This is a genomic window from Gordonia sp. ABKF26 (assembly GCF_041103195.1).
GTDB classification, from domain to species: Bacteria; Actinomycetota; Actinomycetes; order Mycobacteriales; family Mycobacteriaceae; genus Gordonia; species Gordonia terrae.
In genome coordinates, this window is record NZ_JBGCVZ010000003.1 from 3,319,948 (window position 1) to 3,333,251 (window position 13,304).

General features: G+C 69.3%; 12 protein-coding genes. 3 read left to right on the forward strand and 9 right to left on the reverse strand.

Annotated features, from left to right (window positions below; translation table 11 throughout):
• The first annotated feature begins 73 nt into the window (after positions 1 to 73).
• On the forward strand, positions 74 to 892 hold the full coding sequence (locus tag AB4Z55_RS15340) for an alpha/beta hydrolase (protein WP_369520034.1): 819 nt from the start codon (positions 74 to 76) through the stop codon (positions 890 to 892).
• A gap of 3 nt (positions 893 to 895) precedes the next feature.
• Here the strand turns inward: AB4Z55_RS15340 and AB4Z55_RS15345 are convergent, their stop codons facing one another.
• Both AB4Z55_RS15345 and AB4Z55_RS15350 read right to left on the reverse strand, forming a co-directional pair.
• The gene (locus tag AB4Z55_RS15345; protein ID WP_369520035.1) at positions 896 to 2,371 is read right to left on the reverse strand and encodes an MFS transporter; all 1,476 of its coding nucleotides are present in this window, start codon (positions 2,369 to 2,371) and stop codon (positions 896 to 898) included.
• Positions 2,368 to 2,820 (reverse strand): MarR family winged helix-turn-helix transcriptional regulator, encoded by a 453-nt coding sequence (locus tag AB4Z55_RS15350; protein WP_004019084.1) that lies wholly within the window; start codon positions 2,818 to 2,820, stop codon positions 2,368 to 2,370. The genes AB4Z55_RS15345 and AB4Z55_RS15350 overlap by 4 nt, the downstream gene beginning before the upstream one ends.
• Positions 2,821 to 2,947: 127 nt before the next feature.
• Between AB4Z55_RS15350 and AB4Z55_RS15355 the strand changes: the two genes are divergently transcribed.
• Positions 2,948 to 3,871, forward strand: coding sequence for a manganese-dependent inorganic pyrophosphatase (locus AB4Z55_RS15355; protein WP_239398679.1), 924 nt, complete (start codon positions 2,948 to 2,950; stop codon positions 3,869 to 3,871).
• Here AB4Z55_RS15355 and AB4Z55_RS15360 read toward each other — a convergent pair.
• Positions 3,868 to 4,635 (reverse strand): crotonase/enoyl-CoA hydratase family protein, encoded by a 768-nt coding sequence (locus AB4Z55_RS15360; protein ID WP_239398677.1) that lies wholly within the window; start codon positions 4,633 to 4,635, stop codon positions 3,868 to 3,870. The genes AB4Z55_RS15355 and AB4Z55_RS15360 overlap by 4 nt on opposite strands.
• Before the next feature lie 38 nt (positions 4,636 to 4,673).
• Positions 4,674 to 8,264: a methionine synthase gene (gene metH, locus AB4Z55_RS15365; protein WP_369520036.1), complete on the reverse strand. Its 3,591-nt coding sequence runs from the start codon at positions 8,262 to 8,264 to the stop codon at positions 4,674 to 4,676.
• Positions 8,265 to 8,315: 51 nt separating this feature from the next.
• Here metH and AB4Z55_RS15370 point away from each other — a divergent pair, with 51 nt between their 5' ends.
• A complete protein-coding gene (locus tag AB4Z55_RS15370; RefSeq protein WP_004019089.1) occupies positions 8,316 to 9,194 on the forward strand; it encodes a PAC2 family protein in 879 nt (292 codons plus the stop codon).
• 16 nt (positions 9,195 to 9,210) lie between these two features.
• On the opposite strand, the gene AB4Z55_RS15375 is transcribed toward AB4Z55_RS15370, so the two are convergent.
• From AB4Z55_RS15375 to AB4Z55_RS15395, 5 genes are all read right to left on the reverse strand, one after another.
• A complete protein-coding gene (locus AB4Z55_RS15375) occupies positions 9,211 to 9,519 on the reverse strand; it encodes a hypothetical protein (protein ID WP_004019090.1) in 309 nt (102 codons plus the stop codon).
• Between the two features lie 56 nt (positions 9,520 to 9,575).
• Positions 9,576 to 10,826, reverse strand: a complete 1,251-nt coding sequence (gene mshC / locus AB4Z55_RS15380; RefSeq protein WP_369520037.1) for a cysteine--1-D-myo-inosityl 2-amino-2-deoxy-alpha-D-glucopyranoside ligase — start codon at positions 10,824 to 10,826, stop codon at positions 9,576 to 9,578.
• An 84-nt stretch (positions 10,827 to 10,910) separates the two neighbouring features.
• On the reverse strand, positions 10,911 to 11,774 hold the full coding sequence (locus AB4Z55_RS15385; RefSeq protein WP_004019092.1) for an SCO1664 family protein: 864 nt from the start codon (positions 11,772 to 11,774) through the stop codon (positions 10,911 to 10,913).
• Positions 11,737 to 12,471, reverse strand: coding sequence for a DUF3090 domain-containing protein (locus AB4Z55_RS15390; RefSeq protein WP_004019095.1), 735 nt, complete (start codon positions 12,469 to 12,471; stop codon positions 11,737 to 11,739). The genes AB4Z55_RS15385 and AB4Z55_RS15390 overlap by 38 nt, the downstream gene beginning before the upstream one ends.
• A gap of 25 nt (positions 12,472 to 12,496) precedes the next feature.
• The gene (locus tag AB4Z55_RS15395; protein WP_004019097.1) at positions 12,497 to 13,258 is read right to left on the reverse strand and encodes an MSMEG_4193 family putative phosphomutase; all 762 of its coding nucleotides are present in this window, start codon (positions 13,256 to 13,258) and stop codon (positions 12,497 to 12,499) included.
• Between the last annotated feature and the right edge of the window lie 46 nt (positions 13,259 to 13,304).

Genomic DNA, 13,304 nt, shown 5'->3' on the forward strand with positions numbered 1-13,304 from the left:
ATTCGACCGCACCCTGAAACGACTACCTGGTAGGTAGTGGTGCCGGCGGCACCGGGTGCGAGAGGTTGGGGACATGACCCGCATCGAGAGCCACCCGGTTTCCGCACTGCACACGACGGTGCTCGTCGCGCCGGCGATGGGAGTGCCCGCGCGTGTGTACCGTCGCCTGACCGAGGCGCTGACGAGGAGCGGATTCGACGCCCGGATCGTCCCGCGCCGCGGGATCGAGGAGGGCAGCGACCCACCATCTCGACGGTCCGACTGGTCCTATGCCGACGAGGCGGCTGATCTGGCCGACGCCGTGGCCGCGGTCCGGGCGGACGACACCGAGACGAGGGTTCTCGTGCTCGGTCACAGCCTGGGTGCGCAACTGGCCGCCATGGTGGCCCGGTGGGAGGAGGATGCCCCCGACGGGATCGTGGCGATCGGCGCGTCGGTCCCCCACTGTCGCCACTACGGCGTGCGCGGGGTCCCGCTCGCCGCACTGGCCGCGTCGGTCGCCCCGATCGCGGGGATCACCGGCCGGTGGCCACGACGCGGCTTCGGCGGTCCGACGCCACGCACGCTGATGCGGGAGTGGGCACGCATGGTGCTGACCGGGCGGGCGCCGTTCCCACTCGACTCCCGAATCGCGGTGCCGGTGTTGTCGATCCGGCTACACGACGACGAGGTCGTCACCGACCGTGCGGCCTCGGCGTTCGACGCCGCGTTCGCGGCGGAGGCGATCACCCACTGGCGCTACGACGACGCGCACTGCCCGGCGGGCGGGACCACCACTCACATCGGATGGGTCCGCACGCCCGACCCCGTCGCGCAGCGAATCGCGGACTGGTGGGACTCGCACACGATCGTGACGCCGGCGACCACCGAGTCCGACGCTGTCCGACAGTGACGGTCAGGGCGCCCAGGTCCCCGACGTGGACTCGATCCGTTCCCGGGTACGGGCGGCGGTGCCACGAGCCCACGCACCGGTCGAGACGACGGCGAGAACGAGGACTGCGACACCACACAGGGCCATGATCAGCCACACCGGGCGCGCGGCCGCGGCGAGATCGTCGGCGACCGCCCCCTCGATCCCGGCGAATGCCACCGCTCCGAACACCGCGACGCCGAGGGCAGTGCCGACCTGTCGACCGGTGGAGGCCATCGCCGACGCCAGCCCCGCTTGTGTGCGCGGCATCCCGGACACCGCACCGTTGGTGATCGGTGCGTTGAGGAACCCGAAACCCAGTCCGAAGACCAGGTACGACGCACCGACGTAGACGAGAGCGGTGTCGTTGCCCAGGCCGGTGAGCATCAGTGCGCCCGCCACCATCGCCATTCCCCCGATCACCATCGGCGTCCGGGCTCCCCGGTCGCCCACGAGCCGACCGGCGATCGGTGCGCAGACCACCGAAGCCGCCGCCATCGGCAACATCATGAGTCCGGCGCTCAGCGGCGACATCCCGCGAACCTCCTGTAGATACAGCGTGTTGAGAAACAGGAAGCCACCGGTGGCGGCGAAAGCGAGGACCGCACACGCCACCGAGCTCGAGAACGGCGCGCTTCGGAAGAACCGCGGGTCGAGAAGTGGTTCCGTGCGGCGACTCTCGTAGGCGATCAGCGCGACGAGCGCACCGGCGGAGACGACGAAACACGCGACCACGGCCGGGGACGTCCAGCCCAGGGGACGCCCCTCGATGATGGCGAAGGTGAGGGTGGCGAGGAAGGTCAGGATCAGGACCTGGCCGACCGGGTCCGCCCGACGGGCTCGGTCGGCCTTGGACTCCGGGACGAAACGCATCGTCAGAGCGACGGCGAGCACGCAGACCGGGACATTGAGCCAGAAGATCGCCTCCCAACCGATTCCGGTGACGAGCGCGCCACCGACGACCGGCCCGAATGCCAGGCTCATGCCGAATGCGGTGCCCCACAATCCGATTGCCTGGGCGCGTTCTCGTGGATCGACGAAGACGTTGGTGACGATCGACAGCGCGACCGGGTTGAGCATCGCCCCGCCGACGGCTTGCAGCATGCGCGCCCCGATGAGCGCCTCGGGTGTGGGCGCCAGCGAGCACAGCACGGAGGCGACACCGAAGGTCACCAGACCCACCTGGAAGACCCTCTTGCGGCCCAGACGATCTCCGAGTGATCCACCGAAGATCAGCAGGCTGGCGATCACCAGCGCGTACGAGTCGAGGACCCATTGCAGCTGTGCAGGCGTCGCACCCAGGTCCGAGCTGATCGACGGCAGTGCGACGTTCACCGCGGAGACGTCCAGGCCGACGATGAAGAGACTGAGACAGCAGGTGGCGAGGATGACGAGCCGATCCCTACGCGTGAGGACGCCGTCGGCCGAGCGGGCGCGCAACGCTGCACGTGCAGCGTTCACGACTCGGCCGCCTCGCGGAGGAGGCCGAGCAGGTCCGCGAGCTGACGGAGCTGTTCCTCGTCGAGCGCGGCGAACATGCCGGGGGCCGTGGCCGGGTTCGCGGCCACCTCGTCCACCACACGACGTCCGACGTCGGTGATCGTGACGCGTTTGAATCGGCCGTCGTCGGCGTCGGGCTCCCTGGTCACGAGCCCGCGGATGACGAGATCGTTGACGATGCCGCTCATCGCCGATGCGTCGACGCCCATCCGTTCGGCGAGGTCCCGCTGGGTCATCGGCCGTACCGCGACGCGGCGGAGTGCCCGGAACCGGCTGAAGGGGATGTCGATGACTTCGCTGATGCGGTCGCGCGATTGCTTGGCCTGATCGCGGACCAGACTGTTCATCGTGAACCACACGTCGGTCGCGGTCTGCGAGTGTGCGCCGATCGTGCCATCAGTTGTAGACATACAACGATTGTATATTTACAACTATCGCCCGGCAATGATCGTCGAGATGGAGCCGTGTTCCGGGGGTTCACGATGTAGCGCCACCGTAGGCTGGGATTCAGCAACGTCGAGCGAAAGCTGAGTCGCCATGTCGAAGATCCTGGTCATCGGACACCGCAACCCCGACACCGATGCCATCGGGGCCGCGATCGGCCTCGCCTCCCTCGAAGCCGCGCTGGGCAGTGACGTCGAGGCCGTCGCCCTGGGCCGGCCGAGTCTCGAAACCGCCTTTGCGCTCGAGCATTTCGGCCTCGACGCGCCCCGCGTGATCGAGACCGCGGCTCCGTCGGACGTGATGCTCGTCGACCACAACGAACGGCAGCAGAGCGTCGCCGACATCACCGACGTCACCGTGCTGAAGGTCATCGACCACCATCGGATCGCCAACTTCGAGACCGCGGCGCCGCTCTACGTCCGGGTCGAGCCCGTCGGGTGCACGTGCACGATCCTCACCCGCATGTATGCGGAGAACGGGGTCGACATCCCGCGCGCCGAGGCGGGGATCATGCTCTCGGCGATCATCTCCGACACCCTCCTGTTCAACTCGCCGACCTGCACCGACGCCGACCGCGCGGCCGCCGCGGAGCTCGCCGCGATCGCCGGCGTCGACGCCGACGAGTACGGTGACGCACTGCTCCGCGCGGGCACGGCCCTCGGCGACGAGCCGGCGTCGACGATCATCGGCCGGGACTCCAAGAGCTTCGCGATGGGACCGAAGACGGTGCGGGTCTCACAGCTCACCACGGTCGATTCCGCCGAGGTGCTCGACCGCCGCGACGAGTTCTTCGCCGCGATGACCGCCGAGAAGGACGCCGCAGGCTACGACCTCTACCTCCTGCTGATCACCGACGTGATCGCCTGCGACTCGGACCTCCTGGTGGTCGGCGAACCCGTTACGGCCGTCGAGCAGGCACTGGGGGTCACCGTCGCCGACGGCCACGCCTTCGGCAAGGGCGTCGTGTCCCGCAAGAAGCAGATCGTGCCGCAGCTGACCGAGGTACTGGACCTCTAGCTGCCGACGCCCTCACCGTGCCGGCCCGCTCCCCCGGCGAATCGGGTTGCCCCGGCGAGTGTGTCGGTCGCCAGGGAGACCATGCCGTGCCGCAACTCGTTGCCGATCGCCGCATCGGTGTCCAGGCCGTCCTGTTCGAGGACCGACAGCCGGTCCTCGCGCATGCAGGTCTGCGGAAACCCGGCGATCTCGGTGGCCAGGGTGATCGCGGCCGGCAGCGACGTCCCCGACGGTACGACGCGATTGGCGAGCCCGATCGACAACGCCTCCTCCGCCGGGACCGCCCGGCCGGTCAGCACGAGATCCATGGCCCGGCTCTCGCCGATCAGGCGCGGCAGACGGACGGTGCCGCCGTCGATCAGCGGGACGCCCCAACGGCGACAGAACACCCCGAAGACGGCGTCGTCGTCGGCGACACGGAGGTCCGCCCACAGCGCCAGCTCCAGTCCGCCGGCCACGGCGTGCCCCGAGATCGCCGCGATCACCGGTTTCGACAACGTCATCCGCGTCGGACCCATCGGCCCGTCGCCGTCGGGCGCCACCCGGTTCGGGACGCCGTCCGAGATCGCCTTGAGATCGGCCCCGGCACAGAACGTCCCGCCCTCGCCGTAGAGCACCGCGACGGACACCGAGTCGTCGGCGTCGAACCGGCGGAACGCATCCGCCAGCGCGTCGGCCGTCGCCCGGTCGACGGCATTGCGCCGATCCGGCCGGTCGATCCCGATGATCCGCACCGGCCCCTCGGTCCGCTCCAGAACCGTCATCGCCTGTCCCCCGTCCCTCGATCGGCCGCGGACGTACCTCAGGTGTTGAAGTACTTCGCCTCCGGATGGTGCAGCACGAACGCATCGGTCGACTGCTCGGGATGCAGCTGCAACTCCTCCGACAGCTCGACACCGATCCGACCGGGCTCGAGCAGCTCGATCATCTTGGCCCGATCCTCGAGGTCGGGGCAGGCCCCGTAGCCGAACGAGAAACGCGCGCCGCGGTACTCGAGATCGAAGAAGCCCTGCGCGTTCTCCGGGTCCTCGCTGTCCATCGTGCGGTCGCCGAACGTCAGCTCGCTGCGCACGCGCTGATGCCAGTACTCGGCGAGCGCCTCGGTCAGCTGGACGCCGATGCCGTGCACCTCGAGATAGTCGCGGTAGGCGTCCTCGGCGAACAGCGTGTTGGCGAAGTCGGCGATCGGCTGACCCATGGTGACGAGCTGGAAGGGCAGCACGTCGACCTTGCCCGCGGCCTTCGCGTCGTCGCGCGACCGGATGAAGTCCGCGATGCACAGGAACCGCGACCGCTGCTGACGCGGGAACGTGAAGCTGAACCGCACCGGCGCATCCGGTTCCGGCTCGGTGAGCACGTGGACGGTGTCGCCGTCGCTGACCGCCGGGAAGTACCCGTAGACGACCGCGGCGTGCTGCAGGATGTTCTCGGTCGACAGGCGATCGATCCAGTGGCGCAGGCGCGGCCGGCCCTCGGTCTCGACGAGCTCCTCATACGACGGTCCGTCACCACCACGGGCGCCGCGAAGACCCCACTGGCCCAGGAACAGCGCGCGCTCGTCGAGGAGCTGCATGTAATCCGCGATCGGGACGCCCTTGACGATCCGCGAGCCCCAGAACGGCGGCGTCGGGATCTCGTTGTCGGCGGCCACATCCGAGCGGGCCGGCACCTCCACGGGCTCCTCGGCGGCCTTGCGTTTCGCGGCGATGCGCTTCGACCGGTCGTGCCGGGCCTTGCGTTCGGCGGCCTTCTCCGCCGCCGCCTTCGCCTCGGCGCTGTCCGGATCGGGCCCCCCGCCGCGCTTCGTCGCCATGATGTCGTCCATCAGGCGCAGACCCTCGAAAGCATCACGCGCATAATGCACGTCGCCCTCGTAGGTCTCGGAGAGGTCGTTCTCGACGTAGGAGCGGGTGAGCGCGGCGCCGCCGAGCAGCACCGGGTACTCGTCGGCGAGACCGCGGGAGTTGATCTCCTCGAGGTTCTCCTTCATCACCACGGTCGACTTCACCAGCAGCCCGGACATGCCGATGACGTCGGCCCGCTTGTCCGCCGCGACGTCGAGAATGGTCGCGATCGGCTGCTTGATGCCGATGTTGACGACCTCGTAGCCGTTGTTGGACAGGATGATGTCGACCAGGTTCTTGCCGATGTCGTGCACGTCGCCCTTGACGGTGGCGAGCACGATGCGGCCCTTGCCGTCCTCGCCGGTGGCCTCCATGTGCGGCTCGAGATGCGCCACCGCGGTTTTCATCACCTCGGCGGACTGCAGCACGAACGGCAGCTGCATCTGACCCGAACCGAAGAGCTCGCCGACGGTCTTCATCCCCGACAGCAGAGTGTCGTTGATGATCGACAGCGGCGGCACCTGGGTCATCGCCTCGTCGAGATCGTCGGTGAGCCCGTTGCGCTCGCCGTCGACGATCCGGCGCTCCAGCCGCTCGAACAGCGGCAGCTTCGCCAGTTCCTGGGCCCGCGACTCGCGCGCCGAGGCCGCGGAGACACCTTCGAAGAGCTCCATCAACTTCTGCAGCGGGTCGTAACCCTCGCGACGACGGTCGTAGACGAGATCGAGGGCGACCTCGCGGTGCTCCTCCGGGATCCGGGCCATCGGCAGGATCTTCGACGCGTGCACGATGGCCGTGTCGAGGCCGGCCTGCACGCACTCGTGCAGGAAGACCGAGTTGAGCACCTGTCGCGCAGCGGGATTGAGGCCGAACGAGATGTTCGAGATGCCCAGTGTGAAGTGCACGTCGGGGTGGGCCTCGTGCAAGCGGCGGATGGCCTCGATGGTCTCGATGCCGTCGCGCCGGACCTCCTCCTGACCCGTCGAGATCGGGAAGGTCAGCGTGTCGAGGATGATGTCCTCTTCGGCGAGGCCCCAGTTGCCGGTGATGTCGGCGATCAGCCGCTCGGCCACCCGGACCTTCCAGTCGGCGGTGCGCGCCTGCCCCTCTTCGTCGATGGTCAGCGCGACGACCGCCGCGCCGTGTTCGACGACGAGCTGCATGATCTTGGTGAACCGGGAGTCCGGTCCGTCGCCGTCCTCGTAGTTCACCGAGTTCACCGCGCAACGCCCGCCCAGGGACTCCAGACCTGCACGGATGACCTCCGGCTCGGTGGAGTCGAGCATGATCGGCAGCGTCGACGAGGTCGCGAACCGGCTGGCGAGGGCGGTCATGTCGGCGGCACCGTCGCGGCCGACGTAGTCGACGTTGAGGTCGAGCATGTGCGCGCCGTCGCGGGTCTGGTCCTTCGCGATGTCGAGGCACTTCTGGTAGTCCTCGGCGATCATCGCCTCGCGGAAAGCCTTGGAGCCGTTGGTGTTCGTGCGCTCACCGATGACCAGGAAGCTGGCGTCCTGGTCGAAGGGCACCGCGGAGTAGAGCGACGACGTCTCCGACTCGTGCTCCGGGGTGCGGGTCGCCGGGGTCACCTCGGCGACCGCCGCCGCGACCTGCCGGATGTGTTCGGGCGTCGTCCCGCAGCAGCCGCCGACGAACTCCAGTCCGAACTCGCCGACGAACTGCGCCATGGCCTGCGCCAGTTCCTCGGGTGTCAGCGGGTACTCGGCACCGTTGGCGCCCAGGACCGGCAGACCGGCGTTCGGCATGACCGACACCGGGATGCGGGCGTGCTTGGACAGGTATCGCAGATGCTCGCTCATCTCCGCCGGACCGGTGGCGCAGTTGAGGCCGATGAGGTCGATGCCGAGGGGTTCCAGCGCCGTCAGTGCGGCCCCGATCTCCGAACCGAGGAGCATCGTGCCGGTCGTCTCGACCGTGACGTGGGAGATGATCGGGATCCTGCGACCCACCCGCTCCATCGCGCGGTGCGCGGCGACCACTGCCGATTTGACCTGCAGCAGGTCCTGGGAGGTCTCGATCAGGACCGCGTCGGCGCCGCCCTCGAGCATGCCGATCACGCACTCGAGGTAGGCGTCGCGGATGGCCGCATAGGTGGTGTGGCCGAGGCTGGGCAGCTTGGTGCCCGGCCCGATCGATCCGAGGACGAACCGGGCGGTGCCGTCGGTCGAGGGACCCATCTCGTCGGCGACGCCGCGCGCGATGGCCGTGCCCTTGTACGACAGCTCCCGGATGCGGTCGGCGATGTCGTAATCGCCGAGATTCGAGAGGTTGCAACCGAAGGTGTTGGTCTCGACGGCATCGGCGCCGGCCTCGAAATAGGCACGATGGATGCCCTCGAGGACGTCGGGCCGGGTGTCGTTGAGGATCTCGTTGCAACCCTCGAGGCCACGGAAGTCGTCGAGCGTCAGATCCGCGGCCTGCAGCATGGTGCCCATCGCCCCGTCGCCGATCAGCACCCGGCGCGACATCGACGACAGGAAGGTCGTGTCGAAATCGCGAGGATCGGTTCCGGAGAAATCAGGGGACATGGTTGACAGCGTAGTTCGCCCTCTCTGCGTGTTCGGTCGTAGGCTGGATCGGTGAACGCTGAGCAGACGTCGAACCTTCCCCAGCTGCGCAGACCCATTCTGCTCGCGGCCTTCGAGGGGTGGAACGACGCCGGGGACGCCGCCAGCAGCGCTGTCGAGCACCTGGCACTCGAATGGGACGCCCGACCCCTCGCCGACATCGACTCCGATGAATACTACGACTTCCAGGTCAATCGCCCCACTGTGAATCAGATCGACGGTGTCACGCGCCGGATCGACTGGCCGACCACCTCCATCTCGTACTGCAGCCCGCGCGGCGCCGACCGCGACATCGTGCTGGTCCGCGGCATCGAACCGAACATGCGGTGGCGGGCGTTCTGCGCCGAGATCGTCGACCTCGCGCAGGAGCTCGGGGTCGAGACCACGGTGATGCTGGGCGCGCTGCTCGCCGACACCCCGCACACCCGGCCGGTGCCGGTCACCGGCGCGGCCTACAGCAGCGAGTCCGCGGCCCGGTACAACCTCGCCGAGAGCCGCTACGAGGGCCCGACCGGCATCACCGGGGTCCTGCAGGACCTCTTCGTCCAGGCGGGCCTGCCGGCCGTGTCGTTCTGGGCGGCGGTCCCCCACTATGTGTCGACGCCGCCGAACCCGAAGGCGACGGTGGCGCTGCTGACCCGCGTCGAGGAGGTCCTCGACATCGAGGTACCGCTCGGCACGCTCCCCGAGCAGGCCGAGGAATGGGAACGCGCGGTCACCGAGATGACCGAGGACGACGAGGAGATCGCCGACTACGTGCGCGGGCTCGAGGAGCGCGGGGACGCCGAGGTCGATCCGGACGAGGTGATGGCGAAGATCGACGGCGACGCACTCGCCGCCGAGTTCGAGCGCTACCTCAAGCGCCGCGGCCAGGGGCCGTTCGGGTCCTGAATCGAGCGACCGGGCGTCAGCCGATCTTCTCGATCGAGACCACGGGGGTGGTGATCCGCCACGTGCGGACGTCCGGGTCGTCGGCGGCCCGCACCCAGAACTGTGCGGATTCGCCCAGGCGGCACGACTTCACGCCGAGCAGCGGGATGTCCTCGGAGTCACGCCGGAGCCGGCTGACCGTCCAGTCCTCGTTGTCGGTGCCACCGACCCCGGGAGCCCGGAGAAGCGTCATCTCGGTGAAATCCAGCAGGTAGGTCGACGTCCGGGTGACGACGGTGTACACCCCGGCGTCGGTCTCGGGTCGGATCTCTTGCACGCGCGCCACGTCAGCACTCTACCCAGACGCCGGCGAGCCGACATCTCGGTGTGGGACGACGCCGCTCAGGCGCCGGGGACGAGCGGAATTCCCAGCAGGGCGTCGACCGCGTCGGCGAGCGCGGCCGGCGCCGTCGTCGACGAACCGATGCCGGTGCGCACGTCCGCGCACCAACCGTCGACTGCGGCAAGCGCTTTCGGGGTGTCGAGATCGTCGGCGAGGTGCTGGCGGATGCGGGCGATGACCGGCTCGGCGTCGGGACCGGTGCTCGCGCCGAGCGCCGTCCGCCACCGGGCGAGGCGTTCGACGGCCGTGTCGAGGACCTCCGCGGTCCACATCCGGTCACCTCGGTAGTGGTCGGCGAGCAGGGCGAGGCGGATCGCCGCCGGGTCCACCCCGTCGCGACGCAGCACCGAGACGAACACCAGGTTGCCGCGGCTCTTGGACATCTTCTCGCCGTCGAGGCCGACCATCCCGGTGTGCACGTAGTGCCGGGCGAACCGCCGTGAACCGGTGAGGGCCTCGCCGTGGGCGGCCGAATACTCGTGGTGCGGGTAGATGAGATCGTTGCCGCCGCCCTGGATGTCGAACTCGATGCCGAGGCGGTTCAACGCGATCGCCGAACACTCGATGTGCCAGCCCGGCCGGCCCGGACCGAACGGTGAGTCCCACGACGGCTCGCCGGGCCGCACGGCACGCCACAGCAGGGCGTCGAGCGGGTCGCGCTTGCCGGGACGATCGGGGTCGCCGCCGCGTTCGGCGAAGAACCGCGCCATGGTCTCGCGGTCGTACCCCGACTCGTAGCCGAACTGTTCGGTGGCGTCGGTACGGAAGTACACATCCGGGAACTCGGCGTCGTCGACGGTGTAGGCGGCGCCGGAGGCGAGCAGCTTGTCGACGACCTCGACGACCTCGTCGACCGACTCGACCGCGCCGATGTAGTCGCGCGGCGGCAGGACCCGCAGGGCGGTCATGTCGTCGCGGAACAGCTGCGTCTCCCGGGCCCCGAGGTCGCGCCAGTCGACGCCGTCGCGGTCCGCCCGCTCGAACAGCGGGTCGTCGACGTCGGTCACGTTCTGGACGTAGTGGACCTCGTGGCCTTGATCGCGCAGCACCCGATTGACCTGGTCGAAGGTCACGTAGGTGGCCGCGTGCCCCAGGTGGGTGGCGTCGTAGGGGGTGATACCGCAGACGTACATGGTCGCGGTGGCGCCGGGTGCGACGGGTCGGACCGCGCGATCGGCGCTGTCATAGAGACGGAGGGCGGGTCCACTACCCGGAACGGCGGGGAGTTCGAGATCGGGCCACGACTGCATGCGTCCACTGTATTGCCCGCCGGCCGTGTATCGCGTTCGGGGGCGAGCAGTTCGGTCCCCTCGTGCCGAGTGCGCCGGACTCCCTCAGAACGGCGGCCACGGTATCGGCCGATGACCCGGCGGATGAGGCATGGTCGCGCTCTCGGCGACCACGATCGCCCGGATCGCCAGCGACTCGATCTCGTCGGCGGTGATGTGCTCGGCGAGCTGCGTGCGCAGCGTCGACCCGTCGGTCTCGAGCCGCTCGGCGAGTTCGGCGACGTCGGCGACGAGGTGCCCGGGCACCGGCTCCCCCGCCCAACCCCACAGCACTGTCCGCAGTTTGTCCTCGCCGTGCAGGCAGATGCCGTGGTCGATCCCGTAGACGACACCGTCCAGACCCTCGAGCACGTGTCCGCCCTTGCGGTCGGCGTTGTTGAGGATGACGTCGAGCACCGACATCCGCTGCAGCCGCGGGTCGTCGGCGTGTACCAGGACGACGGGGTCGCCGTACGGGTCGTAGGCCTGGAGCACGGCGAGGTACCCGGCGGGCACGGCCCCGACCGGGCAGAGGTCGACGAGGTCGATCCGCGGCTCGGTCTCCGGGATCGGATGGTCGGTGTTGTCGGGTGTCTCGACCCAGCGCTGCACCATCCCCGGCCCGAGCGGGCCGTCGCGGTGCACCGTCGTGGGAATCGTGTCCCAGCCCAGTGCCTCGGAGATCAGATAGGACGCCACCTCTCGCCCGGCGAGGGTGCCGTCGGGGAAGTCCCACAGCGGGACCTCGCCGCGGACCGGCTTGTAGACACAGCGCACCGACGTCCGGCCGTCGAGCACCGCGTCGCACACGAGGGTCGCGTTGCTGGCCGAGGGAATCCGGCCGAGGATCGTGAGTTCGCCTTCGCGGAGGACGTGGTCGACCGCGGGCTCGTCAGTCACGTGCGGAGGGGCCGGTGTCACCGGGCTCATCGGGTTCGTCCGGATCACCGGGCTGGGGTGCGTCCCCCGCCTGGTCGAACGGTTCCTCGTCGGCCGTCAGACCCGGGTCGCTCTGTGCGGCAAGGCTGTTGAAGACCTCGGGATCGATGAAGTCGAGGGATTTGCTCAACTCCGCGTCCCGCTTGTAGCCGTTGGTCCGGATACACAGGTGCCCCTCGGGATCGAGCGGTTCGCTGCACAGCGGGCACGGCTGCCGGCCGGCCGAGATCACCTTCGACGACCGTGCGGCGAACTCGCGGGCGGCGGCGGTGGTGAGGAAGACGCGCACGGCGTCCGGACCCTCGTCGGTGTCGTCGAGAACGACACTCTCGTCGAACTCCCCCTCGGTGATGGCGAGCAACTCGACCACCACGGCCTCGGACTCCGCGTCCCACCCCAGACCCATCGTGCCGACGCGGAACTCGGCGTCGACGGGCATCACCAGCGGGCTCAGGTCGCCGACCCGGTCGGTCTCCGGCGGGATCGGCGTGCCGAAGCGGCGGTGGATCTCGTCGAGCAGCGCACCGATCCGATCCGCCAGGATCTGGACCTGCTGCTTCTCGAGCATCACGCTGATGATGCGGGCCTCGTGGACCGCCTGGAGGTAGAACGTACGGTCGCCGGGCTGCCCGATCGTGCCCGCCACGAAGCGGTCCGGGCTGCGGAACACATGGATGGCTCGAGACATCACACCTCCTTCGTCGTCTGGTTCATTATCCCGATGTCGCCGGGATCGTCGCGGCGCCGTTCGCCGACGGCGTGACATCCGCCCCGGTGTCCCCGCCGACGACCGCGTCGTCGGCCGGGCGCTGCCCGTCCTGTGCCGGCGGCGGGGGCTTCGGTATGGACAGCGTCTCGGTCGTGTTCACGGTGTGCACGTACGGCCGCGACGAGGCGTACCTGATCACGCTGATCGACGCCGGTTCGACGACGATGCGTTGGAAGGCGTCCAGGTGGGTGCCCATGGCGTCGGCGATGATCGCCTTGATCACGTCGCCGTGCGAGCAGGCGATCCACACCCCGGAACCGTCGGGCCCGCCGTGGATCCGGTCCAGTTCACGGATCGCGCGCACCGCCCGCGCCTGGACGTCGGCCAGCCCCTCCCCGTCCGGGAACACCGCGGCCGACGGTTGTTGCTGCACGACCTTCCACAGCGGTTCCTTGAGCAGTTCGGAGATCGACCGCCCGGTCCACCCGCCGTAGTCGACCTCCGCGAGGTCGTCGACCACGATCTCGGGCGGGGCCTGCCCGTCCGCGCCCAGCGCGGCCAGCAGCGGCGCGACCGTCTCGGCACATCGGTCCAGCGGCGAACGTGCCACCGCCCGGATGGAGCCGAGATGGTCGCCGAGGCGTCGAACCAGATCATCGGCCTGGGCGCGCCCGCGGTCGTCGAGATGGACGCCGGCGCTGCGACCGGCGAGCACCCCCGAGGTGTTCGCCGTCGAACGGCCGTGCCGGAGAAGGATCACGGTCATCCCACAACCATAGGCACCGGCCCCGCGGGGCCGCACAGCGCGCGGA

What these genes read in the sequence shown, in the direction of transcription:
- AB4Z55_RS15385 (WP_004019092.1), bottom strand. Translation starts at nt 11,774, where the DNA reads ATGAGCCCGGTGACACCGGCCCCTCCGCACGTGACTGACGAGCCCGCG.
- AB4Z55_RS15340 (WP_369520034.1), top strand. Translation starts at nt 74, where the DNA reads ATGACCCGCATCGAGAGCCACCCGGTTTCCGCACTGCACACGACGGTG.
- mshC (WP_369520037.1), bottom strand. Translation starts at nt 10,826, where the DNA reads ATGCAGTCGTGGCCCGATCTCGAACTCCCCGCCGTTCCGGGTAGTGGA.
- AB4Z55_RS15395 (WP_004019097.1), bottom strand. Translation starts at nt 13,258, where the DNA reads ATGACCGTGATCCTTCTCCGGCACGGCCGTTCGACGGCGAACACCTCG.
- metH (WP_369520036.1), bottom strand. Translation starts at nt 8,264, where the DNA reads ATGTCCCCTGATTTCTCCGGAACCGATCCTCGCGATTTCGACACGACC.
- AB4Z55_RS15360 (WP_239398677.1), bottom strand. Translation starts at nt 4,635, where the DNA reads ATGACGGTTCTGGAGCGGACCGAGGGGCCGGTGCGGATCATCGGGATC.
- AB4Z55_RS15350 (WP_004019084.1), bottom strand. Translation starts at nt 2,820, where the DNA reads ATGTCTACAACTGATGGCACGATCGGCGCACACTCGCAGACCGCGACC.
- AB4Z55_RS15355 (WP_239398679.1), top strand. Translation starts at nt 2,948, where the DNA reads ATGTCGAAGATCCTGGTCATCGGACACCGCAACCCCGACACCGATGCC.
- AB4Z55_RS15390 (WP_004019095.1), bottom strand. Translation starts at nt 12,471, where the DNA reads ATGTCTCGAGCCATCCATGTGTTCCGCAGCCCGGACCGCTTCGTGGCG.